Here is a 15,929-nt window from a genome sequence, read left to right as displayed (position 1 = left end):
GACCACCCCCCGCGATGCTGGGGCGATGCACGTCAGGAACGGCCCCGAACGCCTGCTCCGCTGGGAGCGCCGCATGGAACTGCCCCTGTTCGTGGGCTCGGCGGTCTTCCTCGGCTGCTACGCGGTCCTCGTCCTGGCCCCGCACACCAGCCAGGGCTGGCGCGACCTCGCCCTGGCGGGTGTCCTGCTGACCTGGGTGGTCTTCCTCGTCGACTATCTGGTGCGGCTGGCCCTCAGCGGCCTCGGCCGGCACTTCCCGCGCAAGCACTGGCTGGACACGGTGGTGCTGGCCCTGCCGCTGCTGCGGCCGCTGCGGATCGTGAACGCGTACAGCGCCGTCCGGCGCCGCCACCACGGCCCGCGCCTCAGCCTGTACGGCAGGGTCATGGCGTACGCGGGTCTCAGCGCCGTGCTGTTGGGCTTCGCCACCGCGCTCGCGGTCTACCAGCAGGAGCGGGGCGCGCCGGGCGCGACGATCCGTACGTTCGGCGACTCGGTGTGGTGGGCGGCGTCGGCGATCACGACGGTGGGGTACGGGGACGTGACGCCGGTGACGCCGTGGGGCCGGGTGTTCGCGGTGGTCCTGATGGCGTGCGGGGTGGCGCTGCTGGGGGCCGTCACGGGGTCGTTCTCGTCGTGGCTCATCCAGCTTTTCGGCCGGGAGGACGGGGCGGTCGAGCCCGGTGGGCCGATCGACCGGGACGGACGACGGCCTCCGGGAGGCTGATGCCTCCCGGGGGCCGCTGTGCGCGTACGGCCAGGTGTCAGACCTGGACCCGGCTCTGCACCACGTCGACCAGCTTGGCCAGCGCCTGGTCACGCGGGATGCCGTTCTCCTGCGAACCGTCGCGGTAGCGGAAGGACACCGTGCCCGCGTTCATGTCCTCGTCGCCGACCAGGATCATGAACGGGACCTTGAGCTTCTGGTGGTTGCGGATCTTCTTCTGCATCCGGTCCGAGGACGCGTCCACCTCGACCCGCAGGCCCTTCTTCTTCGCCTCGGCGGCGAACTCCTGGAGGTACGCGACGTGGGCGTCCCCGATCGGGATCCCCACCGCCTGCACCGGCGCGAGCCACGCCGGGAACGCGCCCGCGTAGTGCTCCAGCAGCACCGCGAAGAACCGCTCGATCGATCCGAACAGCGCCCGGTGGATCATGACGGGCCGCTGCTTGGAGCCGTCGGGCGCGGTGTACTCCAGCTCGAAGCGCTCGGGGAGGTTGAAGTCGAGCTGCACGGTCGACATCTGCCACGTACGGCCGATCGCGTCCTTCGCCTGCACCGAGATCTTCGGGCCGTAGAAGGCCGCGCCGCCCGGGTCGGGGACCAGCGGCAGCCCCTGCCGCTCGGCGACCTGGCGCAGCGTCTCGGTGGCTTCCTCCCACGCCTCGTCCGTCCCGACGTACTTCTCCGGGTCCTTGGTCGACAGCTCCAGGTAGAAGTCGGTCAGACCGTAGTCACGGAGCAGGTTCAGCACGAAGGTCAGCGTCGAGTCCAGCTCGTCCGCCATCTGCTCCTTGGTGCAGTAGATGTGCGCGTCGTCCTGGGTGAAGCCGCGGGCGCGGGTCAGGCCGTGCACGACGCCCGACTTCTCGTACCGGTAGACCGTCCCGAACTCGAAGAGCCGCAGCGGCAGTTCGCGGTACGAGCGCCCCCGGGCGTCGAAGATCAGGTTGTGCATCGGGCAGTTCATGGGCTTGAGGTAGTAGTCCACGCCCTCGTCGAGCTGCATGGGCGGGTACATGCCGTCCGCGTACCAGTCGAGGTGTCCGGACTTCTCGAAGAGCTTTCCCTTGGTGGCGTGGGGGGTGTAGACGAACTCGTACCCCTCCTCCTCGTGCCGGCGGCGCGAGTAGTCCTCCATGGCGCGGCGGATGATGCCGCCCTTGGGGTGGAAGACCGCAAGGCCGGAGCCGACCTCGTCGGGGAAGGAGAACAGGTCCAGCTCGTTGCCCAGCTTGCGGTGGTCCCGCTTCTCGGCCTCGACCAGGAAGTCCAGGTGCGCCTTCAGCTCTTCCTTCGTCGGCCACGCGGTGCCGTAGATGCGCTGGAGCTGCTTGTTCTTCTCGCTGCCCCGCCAGTACGCCGACGCGTTCCGCATCAGCTTGAACGCCGGGATGTACCGGGTGGTGGGCAGGTGCGGGCCGCGGCACAGGTCGCGCCAGGACAGCTCGCCGGTCTTCGGGTCCAGGTTGTCGTAGATGGTCAGCTCGCCGCCGCCCACCTCGACGTCCGCGCCGTCGTCGGCCGACGCGGCGCCCTTGATGCCGATGAGCTCCAGCTTGTACGGCTCGTCGGCGAGCTCCTCGCGGGCCGCCTCGTCCGTGACGACGCGGCGCGAGAAGCGCTGGCCGCGCTTCTGGATCTCCTGCATCCGCTTCTCGATGACCTTGAGGTCCTCGGGGGTGAAGGGCCTCTCGACGTCGAAGTCGTAGTAGAAGCCGTCCTTGACCGGCGGGCCGATGCCGAGCTTGGCCTCGGGGAAGATCTCCTGCACGGCCTGGGCCATGACGTGCGCGGTGGAGTGGCGCAGGATGTTGAGGCCGTCCTCGGAGGAGATCAGGACGGGCTCGACGGTCTCGCCGTCCGCGATCTCGTACGCGAGGTCCTTCAGCTCGCCGCCCACCCGCGCGGCGACGACGGCGCGCTCGCCGGGGAAGAGTTCGGCCGCCGTAGTGCCCGTCGTCACCACGCGCTCTTCCCGCTCGGAATCGCGTTGGATGATCACACGGACGTCTGACACCGGACTCTCCTGACTGCACGGGGCGCGCACGTCCTGTTTTTCCGTGCGCACCAGGAATCGTACCGAGCCCGGGCCGTCACCCACTAAACGGTTTCCGGTTCCTCAGACGGTTTCCGGATCGGCGCCCCCGCCGCACGCCTCCTCGAAGAAGTCCAGGTTCTCCTGGAGCGACTTCATCAGCCGGTCGCGCTCCGCCTCGTCCACCTGGACGGGCACCACGCCGCTGGCGTCGGAGAGCCTGCGGAAGCCGCCCCGGCTCTCCAGCCGGCCGACGACCCGGATGGGCAGGCCGAGCAGATGCGCGTGTCCCGCGATGCGGTACGCCTCCTCGTCGAGCGCGACCCGGACGTGCGGGATCTCCGCCCCGGCGAGGACCCGCAGCCGTACGGATCCGGATCCGCGCGGTCCCGCCCTGCGCATCCGGATGACGGCTCCGGTGATCCGTACCGGCATGGAGGGCTCGTCGCGGAGGTAGCGCCGGCCGGCCTCCCGCAGGGCGGGCAGGTCGCCGGGCGAGAACTCCACGGGTTCGGGGCGGGGTACGCAGCCGTCCGGGACGCCCGCGCCGGGTGCCCAGGCGAGGGTGATGCGGGCGCCTTCCGTACCGCGTACGAGGGCGACCACGGCGTCGGTGAGCTCGCGGCTCACGCCGGCCTGGACGGCGGTGTCGAACGCCTCCATGCCGCCGGTGGCCCGCTGGTAGTCGACGGCCTCACGGGCGGCGTAGAGGGCGTGGTGGAGGCGGACGGCGACGGCGCGGCCGTCCGTGACCGGCACGAAGGCGGTCAGTTCGCGTCCGCCGGGGGCGGGTCCGACGAGGATCCCTTCCAGGGAGGCCTGGGCCTGGCTGCGGTGGCGGGCGCCGTAGTAGCCGGCCCTGCTCCGGACGGCGAGGGCGCCGGCCAGGAGCAACTGCCTGGCGGCCGTGCGCAGTTGTTCCTGGACGGTCCAGGCCGCCGCGCCGGAGGGTCCTTGGGGGACGTCGCGCCACCAGCGGATCTCGTCGCTGGGGACGGTGAGGCCGACGAGGATGTCGCGGGCGGAGGGGGCCGCGCTGCGGGCGAGGGCGGTGAAGGCCTCGCTCAGCAGGTCCTCGCAGTCGGGGAAGGCGCGGCTCTCGGGCACGAGGAGGCTGGTGCCGCCGCCGGCGGGGGCCGGGGGTGTCCAGCGGGCGTAGCGGCCGGGGGCGCCGCCGCGGCGGCGCCAGCCGTGCCGGGCGAGGAGGGCGCCGAGGACGGCGGGGTCGGTGCGCGCGGGGTCGGGTGCCAGGCCGCCGGTCCACGGCCCGCGCGCTTCCGCGGCGGGGTCGTACGGGGGGCGGGGGCGGACGGCCCGGGGGATCACCTCGTCGGCGGGCTCGTCGGACGGCCGGTGCATCACGGTCTCCCTCCCGACCCGACGCGGGTCATGATCTCGCAGAGCGCCCGGTCGTCGAAGATCCGCGCGGTGGGCACCCGCACGGTCGTCCGGTAGCGGCCGGTCACGGGCTGGCCGGCCAGGTTGATCCAGTAGCAGCAGTGCCTGAGGTCGAGGCGGTCGTGGCCGGCCCGGAGCCAGTCGTCCTGGCTGCGGGGCACGATCATGACGACGAGGATCTTGTGCACCGAGACGGGGGTGCGGGCCAGTTTCACCAGGTGGGCGTTGTCGAGGGTGAAGGAGAAGGCCGGCCCCTGCGGGTGCGGGGCGAGTTGGTAGGTGCATTTGAGCTGGACCTTGATGGTGACCTCGTCGTCCACGACATGGCCGGGCGAGCTGTGGCTGACGTGCCAGTCGATGCCGTTGTCGGGGAAGGGCTGGCTGAGTGAGCAGCCGGCCGCCGCGGCGACCGCGTGGAGGTAGCCCACCTGGAGTGTCTCCATGCAGGCGGTGGTGGCGAGTGCTCCGCGCAGCGGTGCTATCCGCTCGGGCAGCAGCCCGCCCGGTTCGGGCTGCGCGAGAGCCATGGCTCTGGGTGCCTTCCGGGCCGTGCCGGTCAGTGGGGCCGGTCAGTTCGGGTTGACGGGGCGTCAACGCCGATGCCCGTCCCTTGTGTTGTCACCCTCCGGCGCCCTCCGTAAACAGTGCGTACCGGATGTCCTGTCCGGGTATCACCGATTCGGGCAGTGGATGGACGCCATCTGCCGCATATGCGCGAGGAGTTCGGGGATGACGCGTTGGTACGAAGGCCCTCTGGCCGCATTCGACACGGAGACGACGGGAGTGGACGTGGAGGGGGACCGGATCGTTTCGGCCGCCTTGGTCGTCCAGGACATGGCGGGGGCGCGGCCCCGCGTGACGCGGTGGCTGATAGACCCGGGGGTGCCGGTGCCGCCGGCGGCCACCGAGATCCACGGCCTGACGGACGACTACCTGCACCGCAACGGGCGGTGGCCGGCGCCGGCGGTGGAGGAGATGGCGCGGGCGCTGGCGGAGCAGTGCGCGGCGGGCCGGCCGCTGGTGGTGATGAACGCGCCGTTCGATCTGACCTTGCTGGACCGGGAGTTGAGACGGCACCGGGCGTCGTCGCTGGGCCGGCATCTGGAGAACGTGCCGCTGTGCGTGCTGGATCCGCGGGTGCTGGACAAGCATCTGGACCGGTACCGCAAGGGGCGGCGGACGCTCACGGACCTCTGCGCGCAGTACGGCGTGGAGTTGGAGGGCGCGCATGACGCGGCGGCGGACGCGCTGGCGTCGCTGGAGCTGGTACGGGCGGTGGGCCGCCGGTTCGCCGCGCGGATGGAGCGGTTGACGGCGGCGGAGCTGCACACGCTCCAGGCGGTGTGGCACGCGGCGCAGGCGCGGGGTCTCCAGGCGTGGTTCTCGCGCAACGGGACGGAGGAGTCGGTGGATCCGGCGTGGCCGCTGCGGCCTGAGCTGCCTGCGGCGGCGTGAGGGGTCCGGCGGCGCGGGGGGTCCGGCCCCGTACCGCGTCCGTCCGGAACGCGGAAAGCCGGTCCGTCGGGGACGGACCGGCTTTTCCCGGTGGGCGATACTGGTTTCGAACCAGTGACCTCTTCGGTGTGAACGAAGCGCTCTCCCGCTGAGCTAATCGCCCGGGAACGCCTTGAACCATACAGGCCCGGACGGCTCCGCTTCAAACCGGATGCGGCGTACTCACGCCGGGATCTGAGTAGCCGAGCCGATGGCACGGGCTGTGGCGCGCACCACACTCGCTGCCATGACACATGTTCCGCACCCGGCCCAGGAGCTGGTGGTCCTCGATCAGGAGCTGGCCCGACTCGACGCGCGCAGGGGGCAGTTGCTGCTGCGCAGGACCTACTTGGTGAGCGTGCTGGCGGTGGCTGGGCCCCCGCCGGCCGGACCCGCGACGGGGTGGGTGGCCCCGGGGCGGCCGCGTGCCGGGGGTGGCGCGCGGCGGCCGGAGACGTCCCGGCCGGGGACGCAGCATGTGCTGCTGACGCTCGGTGGGGTGCTGCTGGCGATCGCGGCCGTGGCCTTCACGCTGGTCAGCTGGGGCGAGATGGGGATCGCGGGGCGCTCGGCGGTGCTGGGGGCGGTGACGGTCCTGGCGCTCTCGGTGCCCGCGCTGCTGGTGCGCCGGGGGCTGGGGGCGACGGCGGAGGCGGTGGCCGCGCTGGCCCTGGTGCTGACGGTGCTGGACGCGTACGGCCTGTACGCGACGGTGCTGTCGGGTGCGTCGCCGATGGGGTACGTGGCGGGGGCGGCGGCCGTGCTGGCGGCGCTGTGGGCGGTGTACGGGCTGGTCGTGGGTGGGTTGGTGTCGGGCGGGCTGGTGGCGGGCGGGCTGGTTTCGGGCAGGCTGCGCGGGCCGCTGCCGGCCGCCGTGGTGGCGGCCCAACTCCCGTTGCCGCTAGGGGTGTCGGCGGCGGGGGCGCCCGTGTCGGCGACGGCGTGGGCGTTGTTGGTGACGGCGGCGCTGGACGTGGCGGTGGTGGTGTGGGCGCGGCCGCCGCTGGTACGGGGGTTCGCGGCGGCGGGCGGCGGGCTGGTCGGGGCGCTGGCGCTGCTGACGGCCTGCGAGTTGTCGCTGACGGCGGGGTCGCCGCTGGCCGCGGCGGGGCCGGCCGTGCTGCTGTGCGCGGGGGCGGCCGTGGGCCTGTTCGCCGCGCTGCGCCTGCCGGGTGCCGCCGTGGTCTGCGCGGGGGCGTCGGGCGTCGCGGTGATCGCCGCGGTCGGCGGGGTGGTGCGCCCGGGGGTGCCGGGCAGTTGGGCGGTGCCCGCGTATGTGCTGGGCGCGGTGGTGCTGGCGGCGGTGACGGTCCTCGTGCCCGCGGTACGGGTGCGGCTGCCGCTCGCGGCGGTGCGGGGGCTGGTCGGGGTCGCGGGGATCGCGGGGGCGTTCTCGGTGGTGTGGGCGCTTCCGCTGGTCGCGCTGGCGCTGGGCGGCGGGGTGGGGCAGCTCGCCGAGGTGTGGGCGGGCGCGCCGGCGCGGGCGCGGGCGGTGGCCGGCGCGGACTTCCCGTGGCCGGACCTCGCCACCGCTCCCCTGGTGCTGCTGGCGGCGGCCGGGGCGCTGGGGGTGGCGTACCGGCGGATGGGGAGCGCGGGCGCGGAGGCGGGATCCGCGCCGGCGACGGGCGCGCCCGGGGCTGCGGGGAGGGGTGCGGGTGCCGGGGCCGGCGCGGGTACGAGTGTCGGCGCGGGCGCCGGTGCAGGCGCGGGCGCCGGAGCGGGTACGAGTGTCGGTGCGGGTATGGGTGCGGGCGCCGGTGTGGGCGCGGGCGCCGGTGCAGGTACGAGTGTCGGTGCCGGTATGGGCGCCGGTGCGGGCGCGGGGTCGAGTGCCGGTGCGGATGCGGGCGCTGGTGCGGGTGCGGGCGCGGGTACGAGTGCCGGGGCCGGTGTGGGTGCGGGTGCCGGTGTGGGTGCGGGCGCGGGTACGAGTGCCGGGGCCGGTGTGGGTGCGGGTGCCGGTGTGGGTGCGGGCGCCGGTGTGGGTGCGGGCGCGGGTACGAGTGCCGGGGCGGGTGTGGGTGCGGGTGCGGGCGCTGCTGCTGGTGGGGGCGCTGGTGCGGGCGCTGGTGCTGGTGCGGGTGCCAGCGGGGTGGCGGGTGGCTCGGGTGGGGTGCGGGTCGGGCTGGTGTGTGGGGTGGTGGTGCTCGGGTGGGCCGCGTTGCTGGTCCTGCCGCTGACGCTGGACCTCGGGTTCGGGGCGGCGGTGGTGATGCCGGTGGTCCTGACGGCCCTCGCGCTGGCCCTCGTTGTACTCCCGGGCCGTTTCGGGGTTCCCGCGCGGGGTCCGGCGGGCGGGTCCGTGACGGTGACCGCCCTGTGCTGCGCCCTGGCGGGCGGCGCGGGGGCCGCGCTGCTGTCCTTGGCGACCCGGCCCGCGACGATCACGGTGCTCGCGGTGCTGACGCTCCTGAGCGCGGGCGCGGCGGTGGCCGTGGAGTACGCGGGGCGGCGGGAGGAGGGCACGCCGGATGCGGCCCGCGTGTCGGTACAGGTGTCGGTACGGGTGGTCGTCCAGGCCCTGTCGGCCTGCGTGGCGGTGGTGTACGCGACGGCGCTGGTCGTCTCGTCCGGTGCGGCCGCCGGGCTGTCCCCCGAGGGCGTGGCGGTGCTGGTGCTCGTCGTGCCGGCCGTGGTGGCGCTGCTGGGCGTACGGCTGCGGCTGCACCCGGTGGCCGTTCCGGTCGAGATCGCCGGGGCCTGCGCGGGCGGGCTCGCCGTGGTCCTGGCGCTGGGCCGGGCCCCGGTGCTGGCGCTGGTGCTCGCGCTGGGCGGGGTGATCGCGGCGGGCACGGCGGTGCGCGCGGAGCGGCGGGCCGTGGCGGGGTACGCCGCGGTCGCGCTGTTCGTCCTGGCGTCCTGGGTCCGCCTCGCGGCGTCCGGGGTCGGCGCGCCCGAGGCGTACACGCTGCCGGTGACCGTCCCGGCGCTCGCCGTCGGCCTGCTGCGCCGCCGGCGCGATCCGGAGGCGTCGTCGAGGACGGCGTACGGTCCCGGTCTGGCCGCCACGCTGCTGCCGAGTCTCATGGCGGTGTGGGGCGATCCGCACTGGGCGAGGCCGCTGCTGCTGGGGCTGGGCACGCTCGTGGTGACGCTGGCCGGGGCCCGGCTGCGCCTCCAGGCGCCGCTGGTGCTGGGCGGCGCGGCCCTGGCGCTGGTCGGGCTGCACGAGCTGGCGCCGTACGTCGTGCAGGTGGTGGGCGCGCTGCCGCGCTGGCTGCCGCCGGCCCTGGCCGGGCTGCTGCTCCTGGCGGTGGGGGCCACGTACGAACAGCGTCTGCGGGACGCGCGCCGGCTGCGGGAGAGCCTCGGCCGCCTGCGCTGACGCCTTCCGGGACCGGCCGCGCCGCCCGGACACGACCGAGGCCCCCGGACCTTGTCAGGTCCGGGGGCCTCGGTTCCGGGTGGGCGATACTGGGTTCGAACCAGTGACCTCTTCGGTGTGAACGAAGCGCTCTCCCACTGAGCTAATCGCCCGGGAACGCACCGCACACATTACCCCATGTCAGCGGTGCTCCCCGCCGCGTGCGGGGTCCCGGTGGGTAGCCGCCCGGTCAGTCGCCGATCTTCCACGGCAGGACCCAGCCGAACTTCCAGAGGTAGACGGCGACCGCCGCGGCGAGGATCACCAGACCGATGCTGGTGAGCACGATGTTCCGCCGCCGGACCTTGGGGTCCATGGCCTTCTGGGCCGCTTCCGTGACCTTCCGCTTGGTCCAGCGGAGCACCAGCTGGGCCCAGACGAACTCGGTCGCCCAGATCGCCATGCCGCCGAAGATGATCAGCCAGCCGGGCCCGGGGAGCGGCAGCAGCACGATGCCCCCGCCGACCACCGCGAGCCCGACGATGAAGACGCCGACCTGCCAGCTCAGGTGCAGCGGCTTCGACGCCTTGATGAAGCGGGGTGCCCGGGAGCCCAGCTCCGCGGTCCCGCCCGTCCCCGTGTCGGTCTTCTCCCCGGTCTTCCCGACCCGCACCGGATGCGCCCCGGATTCAACCTTTCGATCGCCCGTCGTAGCCGTCGGTACGACGGATTCCCCCCGCTCGTCACTCTCCGCATGCATGCCCCCCAACCTACCGGAATCGGCCACGTCACCGGAATGGCGGTATGGCCAGAAGTCACGCACCGCTGTACGAGCTACCCCAAGGATCACAAAACAGACAGAGGGGTTTACAACGACACCGTAGGTGGCATGTCGATTTCGCCGACGTGCGAATCCCCGAGCGCACACTGAGCGAAAGGCCCTGGCGCTTATGAACACCACGGTCAGCTGCGAGCTGCACCTGCGCCTCGTTGTATCGAGCGAGTCCTCACTGCCTGTACCCGCGGGCCTGCGGTATGACACGGCCGATCCCTACGCCGTGCACGCCACCTTCCACACCGGAGCCGAAGAGACGGTCGAGTGGGTCTTCGCCCGCGACCTTCTCGCCGAGGGGCTGCACCGGCCCACCGGCACCGGCGACGTCAGAGTCTGGCCGTCGCGCAGCCACGGTCAGGGCGTCGTCTGCATCGCTCTGAGCTCTCCGGAGGGCGAGGCTCTGCTCGAGGCCCCGGCGCGGGCCCTGGAGTCGTTCCTCAAGCGGACCGACGCCGCGGTGCCACCGGGCACCGAACACCGACACTTCGATCTCGACACGGAACTCTCGCACATCCTGGCCGAGAGCTGAGCCAGGCCGAGGGCCGCTCGGCGCCGTCCGACTCGGGGAGACGGCGCCGTGCTGACAACCGCATACGGAGAACACCGGCGCCGTCGCCGCGGAACCCACCGCGGCGACGGCGCCGGTGCGTGCGCCGGGCGCACCGCGCCACGCCGGGCCCGTCCAGCGGCTAAAGTCGGCGGGATTCGGCGGGCACCGGCCCGCAGCAGGCCAGGGAGCGGATCGTGCTGATTCCCCACGACACCCGGATCGCCCTCGACACCGTGGTCGATCTGGTGAACACCGCGCCGGACGGCGACGCGGCGGAGGTCACGCCCGACGCGCTCGCGGACATCTCCGCGCTGGACACCTTCGTACGGGACCACCGCATCAGCGGGGTGGAGCGGCTGGGCGTCCGTGACCTGCGGGCGGTGCTGGACGTACGGAAGCGGTTCGCGGACGTGTTCGCGGCGCCGGACGCGCCGACGGCGGCCGCCCTGATCAACCAGCTGGTGGCCGGGGCGGGCACCACCCCGCAGCTGACCGACCACGACGGCTACGACTGGCACGTCCACTACTTCGCCCCGGGCGCCTCGGTCGCCGACCATCTCGCCGCCGACTGCGGCATGGCCCTGGCCTTCATCGTCGTGGCGGGGGAACAGGAACGGCTGCGGCGCTGCGAGGCCCCGGACTGCGGACGCGCGTTCGTCGACCTGTCGCGCAACCGCTCCCGGCGGTACTGCGACAGCCGTACCTGCGGCAACCGGCTGCACGTGGCCGCCTACCGGGCGCGGCGCAAGGAAGCGGCGGCGGGCTGAGCCGCCCGGGGCGGTCACAGCAGGAACAGGTCATGGACAGCCGCCATCAGCAGCAGGGCGCCGATCACCGTGAGGAAGATCATCAGGGGCGGCTGGGAGAGCGCGAAGAGGCAACCGCGCTGCTCATCGGTGGGTGCCGGGGTCTGGTCCCGGGAGGTATCGAGCATCTCGGGGCGATGATGACGTACCCCGAACCCGGCCGATGACCAACACGCGTCTTCCGCGCGGTAGTTCATCATATTCCGTGGATAACCGTCCGGTATTCAAGACGGGGGCCGCTCAGAGGCCCTTTTCGGAGATCACGGCCCGCCGGGCATGCTTAGGAGTGCGCGCTCAAGGAGCCGGTGCTCAAGAAGTCGGTGCTCAAGGAGTCCGGACGTCAGAGCCCGTGCTTCTTGAGGATCGCCTCGATGTCGCTGAAGTCCTCACCGGACCCCTGGGCCCGCGGCGCGGGCTGCGGCTCGGGCCGTACCGCCGGACTGCGGCCCGGCAGGGAGGGCGCCGACGCCGCCGGGGCGACGGCCTCGCGCCGCGCGGCCTTCTCGGCGGCCCTGCGCTCCTTGCGGGTCCCGCCCCTGCGCCGCTCCACCGCCCGGGTCGTCAGGAAGAGCAACCAGGCGACGCCCAGGACGACGAAGCCGAGCCAGGCCACCGGCGAGAACGCCGTGTGGGCGGCCCATTTGACGACACCCGTCATCACCAGGCCCACCGGGACCAGGGAGTACGCCGCGATGCGGGTCGCCGCCAGGAACCGCTTGCGGTACGCCGTCACGGCGGCGATACCCAGCCCGGCCGCGGACACCGCGGAGAAGATGGTCTCGGCAATCATCGGGTCCTCCAGGCAGGCCGGGTCGTCGTGGGAACGTGTCGTGTCCTGCCTCCACTGTGCACCTGGTGGGGCAATTCGGGCCATGTCAGGGGACGACCTCAGGGACATCTCGGGGACCGCCTCCTCCCTGGGGCGGGGCGGCGGTCCGCGTACGACCCCGGAGCGTGGCCGGTGGTGGCGCTCCGCGTACCCGGCGGTCGGACCGGGGGCCGCGGGCTGGAAGACTGCCGCCCATGAACGATTCAGCCCCCGCCGACCCCGTCGTCCTCGACTTCTGGTGCGAACTCCAGTGTCCCGACTGCCGCCACGCCCTGGAGGACGTGAGGGCGCTGCGCGAGCGGTACGGAAGCCGGGTGGACATCCGGCTGCGCCACTTCCCGCTGGAGAAGCACCGCCACGCGTTCGCCGCCGCGCAGGCCGCGGAGGAGGCGTTCGAGCAGGGGCGGGGCTGGGCCTACGTGGAGGCCGTGCTTGCCCGTACCGACGACCTCGCGGCGAAGGGCGAACCGGTACTGCTGGAGATCGCCGGGGAGCTGGGCCTGGACGCCGAGGAGTTCGACACGGCCCTGATCGACGGCCGGCACATCCTGATCGTGGACGCGGACCAGGCCGAGGGCAAGGCGATCGGGGTGACCGGCACACCCACCTATGTGGTCGGCGGGGAGCGGCTCGACGGCGGCGACGGCCAGGAGGGGCTGCGGGCGCGGATCGAGGCGATCGTGGACGGGGAACTGGCGCGCGAGGACGCCTGAGCGCCCCGGGTCTGCCGCTCCCCTGGGTCGGACCCGCCCCCTGGTCGGAGTTCCCCTTGGGTCTGACTGTCCCCGGTCAGAGGAGCGTCTTGCGGAAGTTCCGGTGCGTGGTCGTGTAGCCGAGCGACTCGTACAGGCGGATCGCCGGGGTGTTGCCCGCGAAGACGTGCAGTCCCAGCCGGGCCGCCCCGAAGCCGAGGGCCACGCGTTCGGCCAGCAGCATCAGGGCCCGGCCGTACCCCTTGCCCCGCTGGTCCTCCGCCACCACCACGTCGTACACGTACGCGCCCGGCTCCTCGGGGGTCTCCTCGCGCCGGGAGACCCAGAGCGTGCCGACGACCCGCTCGTCGTGGACGAGGGCGCTGAGGGAGACGCCGGGGGTGGCCAGGCCCTCGGGCAGGGTCACGGCCCTGGCGGTCTCCGCCTTGTTCCTGGCCAGCTCGGGCGAGGCGCCCCGGTCGATCCAGGCCTGGGCGTAGCGCTCGGCCGCCGCCGCCCACCAGGGCTCGTACTCGCTGTCGTCGAGCGGGCGGCCCGTGAGGGCGGCCGGCAGCTCCGGTGGGCGGGACGGCAGCGCCTTGACCATGTTGCTGCTGCGTTCGGTGTAGCCGAGTGCGGCGACCAGGCGGAGTGCGGCGTCGCCGGTGGGGTCCGTCCCCTCCGGCTGCCCGGGGATCTCCACGGAGGTCAGTACCTCCTCGCATCCCCAGCCGCGCAGCACCTCTTCGGCGGCGAGGGCCGCGACCGTGCCGCGTCCGCGCCGCCGGTCGGGTGCTTCGATCCGCAGCGCCTGGATCACGCCGACCGCCGGGCCGAAGCCGGGGTCCGTGCCGAGGGTGATCGTCCCGACGGGGCGGCTGTTCACGCAGACCTCGTACGTACGGGAACGGGCGCCGTCGTCGGTCTGCCGGAGCGGCTCGGTCGGCCGCAGGGTGGTGGTCATCAGGGGAGTTGTACCCGTCCTGCCCGCCGGGGGCATCCGATTTCGCCGTCGGTCTCTTCCGCGGATGCGCTGTGCGCCGCCCCGGCCCGTCGCTGCTGCCTACGGGTCGAGGTCGGCGCCGGAGCGTTCGTCGAAGACGCGCATCGCCTTGGCGGTCACCGGCCCCGGTGCCGTGGGCAGTTGGCGGTCGTCCACGCGGTGGACGGCCTGGACGTCACGGAGGGTGGAGGTCAGGAAGATCTCCTCGGCCCGCTCCAGGGCGTCGAGCGGCAGGTCCGTCTCGTGGGCGCCGGTCCATTCGACGGTCAGGGCGCGGGTGATGCCGGCGAGGCAGCCGGACGCGACGGGCGGGGTGTGCAGCTCGCCGTCGAGGACGACGAAGACGTTGGAGCCCGTGCCCTCGCAGAGTTGGCCCACCGTGTTGGCGAAGAGGGCCTCGGACGCGCCCTGTTGGCGCGCGCGGGCGAGGGCGACGACGTTCTCCGCGTACGACGTGGTCTTGAGGCCGGTCAGGGCGCCGCGTTCGTTCCGCGTCCAGGGGACGGTGACGGCGGCGGTGGTGTCCGGCCTGCGGGTCGTCTCGCCGACGGCGACGACGAGGGTCGGCCCCGCGTCGCCCCGGTCGGAGCCGAGCGGGGAGATCCCGCCGGTGTACGTGATGCGGAGGCGGCCGAGGGGCACCGGGTCGGCGTCGAGGACGGCCGTACAGGCGCGGCGTACTTCGTCCAGGTCCGGGTCCGGCAGTCCGAGGCCGCGGGCCGAGCGGGTCAGCCGGTCGAGGTGGCGGGTGAGGGCGAAGGGGCGTCCGTGGACGGCCTTGACGGTCTCGAAGATGCCGTCGCCCACGGTCATTCCGTGGTCGAGCACGGACACCTGGGCGGACTCCGAGGGGTGCAGTGCGCCGTTGACCCAGATCTTCATCAGGCCGTCCTTCCGCTTTCTTCGTACCGGCCGGGCATGTCAGGGACGGGGGAAACGCCGTCCTCGCCCGGAGAGTTGTTCTGCCACGCGTACGCGCCCGGCTCGTACGCGACCGCCTCGCGCACGCCGGACTCGTCCGACCCGCGCTCGTACGCCCCGGACTCGTACCCGCCCGACGCGATCGCCAGGAGCCGGGCGGCCTTGAGTTCCGTCTCGCGCCACTCCCCTTCCGGATCGGAGCCCCAGGTGATGCCGGCACCCGCGCCGAAGCGCAGGACGGGCCCGGCGGCCGTGGTGCGGTCGATCCAGAAGGTGCGTATGCCGACGGCGAGGGAGGCGGTACGGCGGTCGGCGTCGACCCAGCCGATGCCTCCGCAGTACGGCCCGCGGGGTCCGGCCTCCAGCTCCTCGATGATCCTCAGGGCGCTGGACTTGGGCGCGCCGGACACCGAGCCGGGCGGGAAGGTGGCGGGCAGGAGGTCCGCCCAGCCCGCCTTCTCGGTGAGTTCGCCCCGTACCGTCGACACGAGGTGGACGAGCCCGGGGTACGGCTCGACCCGCATGAGCGCCGGGACGGTCACGGAGCCGGTGGCGCAGACGCGGCCCAGGTCGTTGCGGACGAGGTCCACGATCATCACGTTCTCGGCGCGGTCCTTGTCGAGGAGTTCGGCGGCCGTACGGGCGGTGCCCTTGATGGGGCCCGACTCGACGGTGAGGTCGTCGCGCGACAGGTACAGCTCGGGCGAGGCGGTGGCGATCTCGACGCCGTGCCCGGGGAGGCGGATCGTGCCGGCGTACGCGGCGGGGTGCTCGCGGGCCAGCAGCGCCGTCAGGGCGTCCACGTCGGCCGCGGCGGGGTCGGGCAGGGGGGCCGAGAGGACCCGGCAGAGGTTCACCTGGTAGACGTCACCGGCGGCGATGTACTCACGGACGCGGCGCACTCCGGCCGTGTACGCGTCGTGGTCGAGCGACGACGTCCAGTCATCCGGGGCGGGTCCGCGCCACTGCCCGGGGATCGCGGGCGGCACCGGTTCGGTCCGTACGTCGTCGAAGCGGGCGCAGGTCAGGCGGCCCTCGAAGTCCGCCGCCACCGCCCAGAACCCCGCGGAGTCGAGGGCTTCCGGATCATGGGTGACATCCCGCAGCCCGGAGGCGACGAGGTTACCGAAACGGGCCACAGGAGCGAGGTCGTGCACGGTTGCGAGTCTAGAACAAGCCTCACCGCGCCGCTTCGGCCGGAACGCACCGTGCACGCACCGCAGCACGCTGCGCAAACGCGTTTTTGTGCTGGCTCGGGAATCCGCTAGAGTTCAACTCGTCGCCGGGCCGTGCAGACGGAACGGGAAACGACAGGCCCACGTGGCGCAGTTGGAA

General features: G+C 73.2%; 15 protein-coding genes and 2 tRNA genes. 6 read left to right on the top strand and 11 right to left on the bottom strand.

Going from position 1 to position 15,929, the window contains the following annotated elements:
* The first annotated feature begins 25 nt into the window (after nt 1–25).
* Nucleotides 26–727 carry a potassium channel family protein gene (locus HA039_RS28615; RefSeq protein ID WP_167034219.1) on the top strand — a complete coding sequence of 234 codons (702 nt, stop codon included), beginning with the start codon at nt 26–28 and terminating at the stop codon, nt 725–727.
* A gap of 37 nt (nt 728–764) precedes the next feature.
* On the opposite strand, the gene thrS is transcribed toward HA039_RS28615, so the two are convergent.
* The 3 genes from thrS to HA039_RS28600 form a co-directional block, all read right to left on the bottom strand.
* Nucleotides 765–2,741, bottom strand: coding sequence for a threonine--tRNA ligase (gene thrS, locus HA039_RS28610; protein ID WP_167034218.1), 1,977 nt, complete (start codon nt 2,739–2,741; stop codon nt 765–767).
* A gap of 102 nt (nt 2,742–2,843) precedes the next feature.
* Nucleotides 2,844–4,118: a hypothetical protein gene (locus tag HA039_RS28605; RefSeq protein WP_167034217.1), complete on the bottom strand. Its 1,275-nt coding sequence runs from the start codon at nt 4,116–4,118 to the stop codon at nt 2,844–2,846.
* Nucleotides 4,118–4,684 carry a DUF4365 domain-containing protein gene (locus HA039_RS28600; protein WP_167034216.1) on the bottom strand — a complete coding sequence of 189 codons (567 nt, stop codon included), beginning with the start codon at nt 4,682–4,684 and terminating at the stop codon, nt 4,118–4,120. Before HA039_RS28600 ends, HA039_RS28605 begins: the two co-directional genes overlap by 1 nt.
* Nucleotides 4,685–4,886: 202 nt before the next feature.
* On the opposite strand from HA039_RS28600, the gene HA039_RS28595 reads away from it, so the two are divergent.
* Entirely contained in the window at nt 4,887–5,612 is a 726-nt protein-coding gene (locus HA039_RS28595; RefSeq protein WP_167034215.1) for a 3'-5' exonuclease, read from the top strand.
* A 91-nt stretch (nt 5,613–5,703) separates the two neighbouring features.
* Here HA039_RS28595 and HA039_RS28590 read toward each other — a convergent pair.
* A tRNA-Val gene (locus HA039_RS28590) sits at nt 5,704–5,775 on the bottom strand.
* Between the two features lie 123 nt (nt 5,776–5,898).
* Between HA039_RS28590 and HA039_RS28585 the strand changes: the two genes are divergently transcribed.
* A complete protein-coding gene (locus tag HA039_RS28585; protein ID WP_167034214.1) occupies nt 5,899–8,979 on the top strand; it encodes an SCO7613 C-terminal domain-containing membrane protein in 3,081 nt (1,026 codons plus the stop codon).
* An 80-nt stretch (nt 8,980–9,059) separates the two neighbouring features.
* Here the strand turns inward: HA039_RS28585 and HA039_RS28580 are convergent.
* A tRNA-Val gene (locus tag HA039_RS28580) sits at nt 9,060–9,131 on the bottom strand.
* A 77-nt stretch (nt 9,132–9,208) separates the two neighbouring features.
* Entirely contained in the window at nt 9,209–9,718 is a 510-nt protein-coding gene (locus tag HA039_RS28575; RefSeq protein WP_167034213.1) for a TIGR02611 family protein, read from the bottom strand.
* Nucleotides 9,719–9,908: 190 nt separating this feature from the next.
* On the opposite strand from HA039_RS28575, the gene HA039_RS28570 reads away from it, so the two are divergent.
* Complete coding sequence (locus HA039_RS28570) at nt 9,909–10,322, top strand: SsgA family sporulation/cell division regulator (RefSeq protein WP_003959770.1); 414 nt, start codon at nt 9,909–9,911, stop codon at nt 10,320–10,322.
* Nucleotides 10,323–10,537: 215 nt separating this feature from the next.
* On the top strand, nt 10,538–11,110 hold the full coding sequence (locus HA039_RS28565) for a CGNR zinc finger domain-containing protein (protein ID WP_167034212.1): 573 nt from the start codon (nt 10,538–10,540) through the stop codon (nt 11,108–11,110).
* A gap of 14 nt (nt 11,111–11,124) precedes the next feature.
* Here the strand turns inward: HA039_RS28565 and HA039_RS28560 are convergent, their stop codons facing one another.
* Both HA039_RS28560 and HA039_RS28555 read right to left on the bottom strand, forming a co-directional pair.
* Nucleotides 11,125–11,277, bottom strand: coding sequence for a hypothetical protein (locus HA039_RS28560; RefSeq protein WP_167034211.1), 153 nt, complete (start codon nt 11,275–11,277; stop codon nt 11,125–11,127).
* Nucleotides 11,278–11,489: 212 nt separating this feature from the next.
* Complete coding sequence (locus HA039_RS28555) at nt 11,490–11,939, bottom strand: hypothetical protein (protein ID WP_167034210.1); 450 nt, start codon at nt 11,937–11,939, stop codon at nt 11,490–11,492.
* A gap of 233 nt (nt 11,940–12,172) precedes the next feature.
* Between HA039_RS28555 and HA039_RS28550 the strand changes: the two genes are divergently transcribed.
* A complete protein-coding gene (locus tag HA039_RS28550) occupies nt 12,173–12,691 on the top strand; it encodes a DsbA family protein (RefSeq protein WP_167034209.1) in 519 nt (172 codons plus the stop codon).
* A gap of 76 nt (nt 12,692–12,767) precedes the next feature.
* On the opposite strand, the gene HA039_RS28545 is transcribed toward HA039_RS28550, so the two are convergent.
* The 3 genes from HA039_RS28545 to HA039_RS28535 form a co-directional block, all read right to left on the bottom strand.
* A complete protein-coding gene (locus HA039_RS28545; protein ID WP_167034208.1) occupies nt 12,768–13,634 on the bottom strand; it encodes a GNAT family N-acetyltransferase in 867 nt (288 codons plus the stop codon).
* Between the two features lie 99 nt (nt 13,635–13,733).
* Complete coding sequence (locus tag HA039_RS28540) at nt 13,734–14,555, bottom strand: aminotransferase class IV (protein ID WP_167034207.1); 822 nt, start codon at nt 14,553–14,555, stop codon at nt 13,734–13,736.
* Nucleotides 14,555–15,751, bottom strand: a complete 1,197-nt coding sequence (locus HA039_RS28535) for a chorismate-binding protein (RefSeq protein ID WP_167034206.1) — start codon at nt 15,749–15,751, stop codon at nt 14,555–14,557. The genes HA039_RS28540 and HA039_RS28535 overlap by 1 nt, the downstream gene beginning before the upstream one ends.
* Nucleotides 15,752–15,929 lie beyond the last annotated feature (178 nt).

Source organism: Streptomyces liangshanensis, assembly GCF_011694815.1.
GTDB classification, from domain to species: Bacteria; Actinomycetota; Actinomycetes; order Streptomycetales; family Streptomycetaceae; genus Streptomyces; species Streptomyces liangshanensis.
Note: the sequence above shows the minus strand (reverse complement) of the source record. Positions and strands in the feature narration are given on the sequence as shown.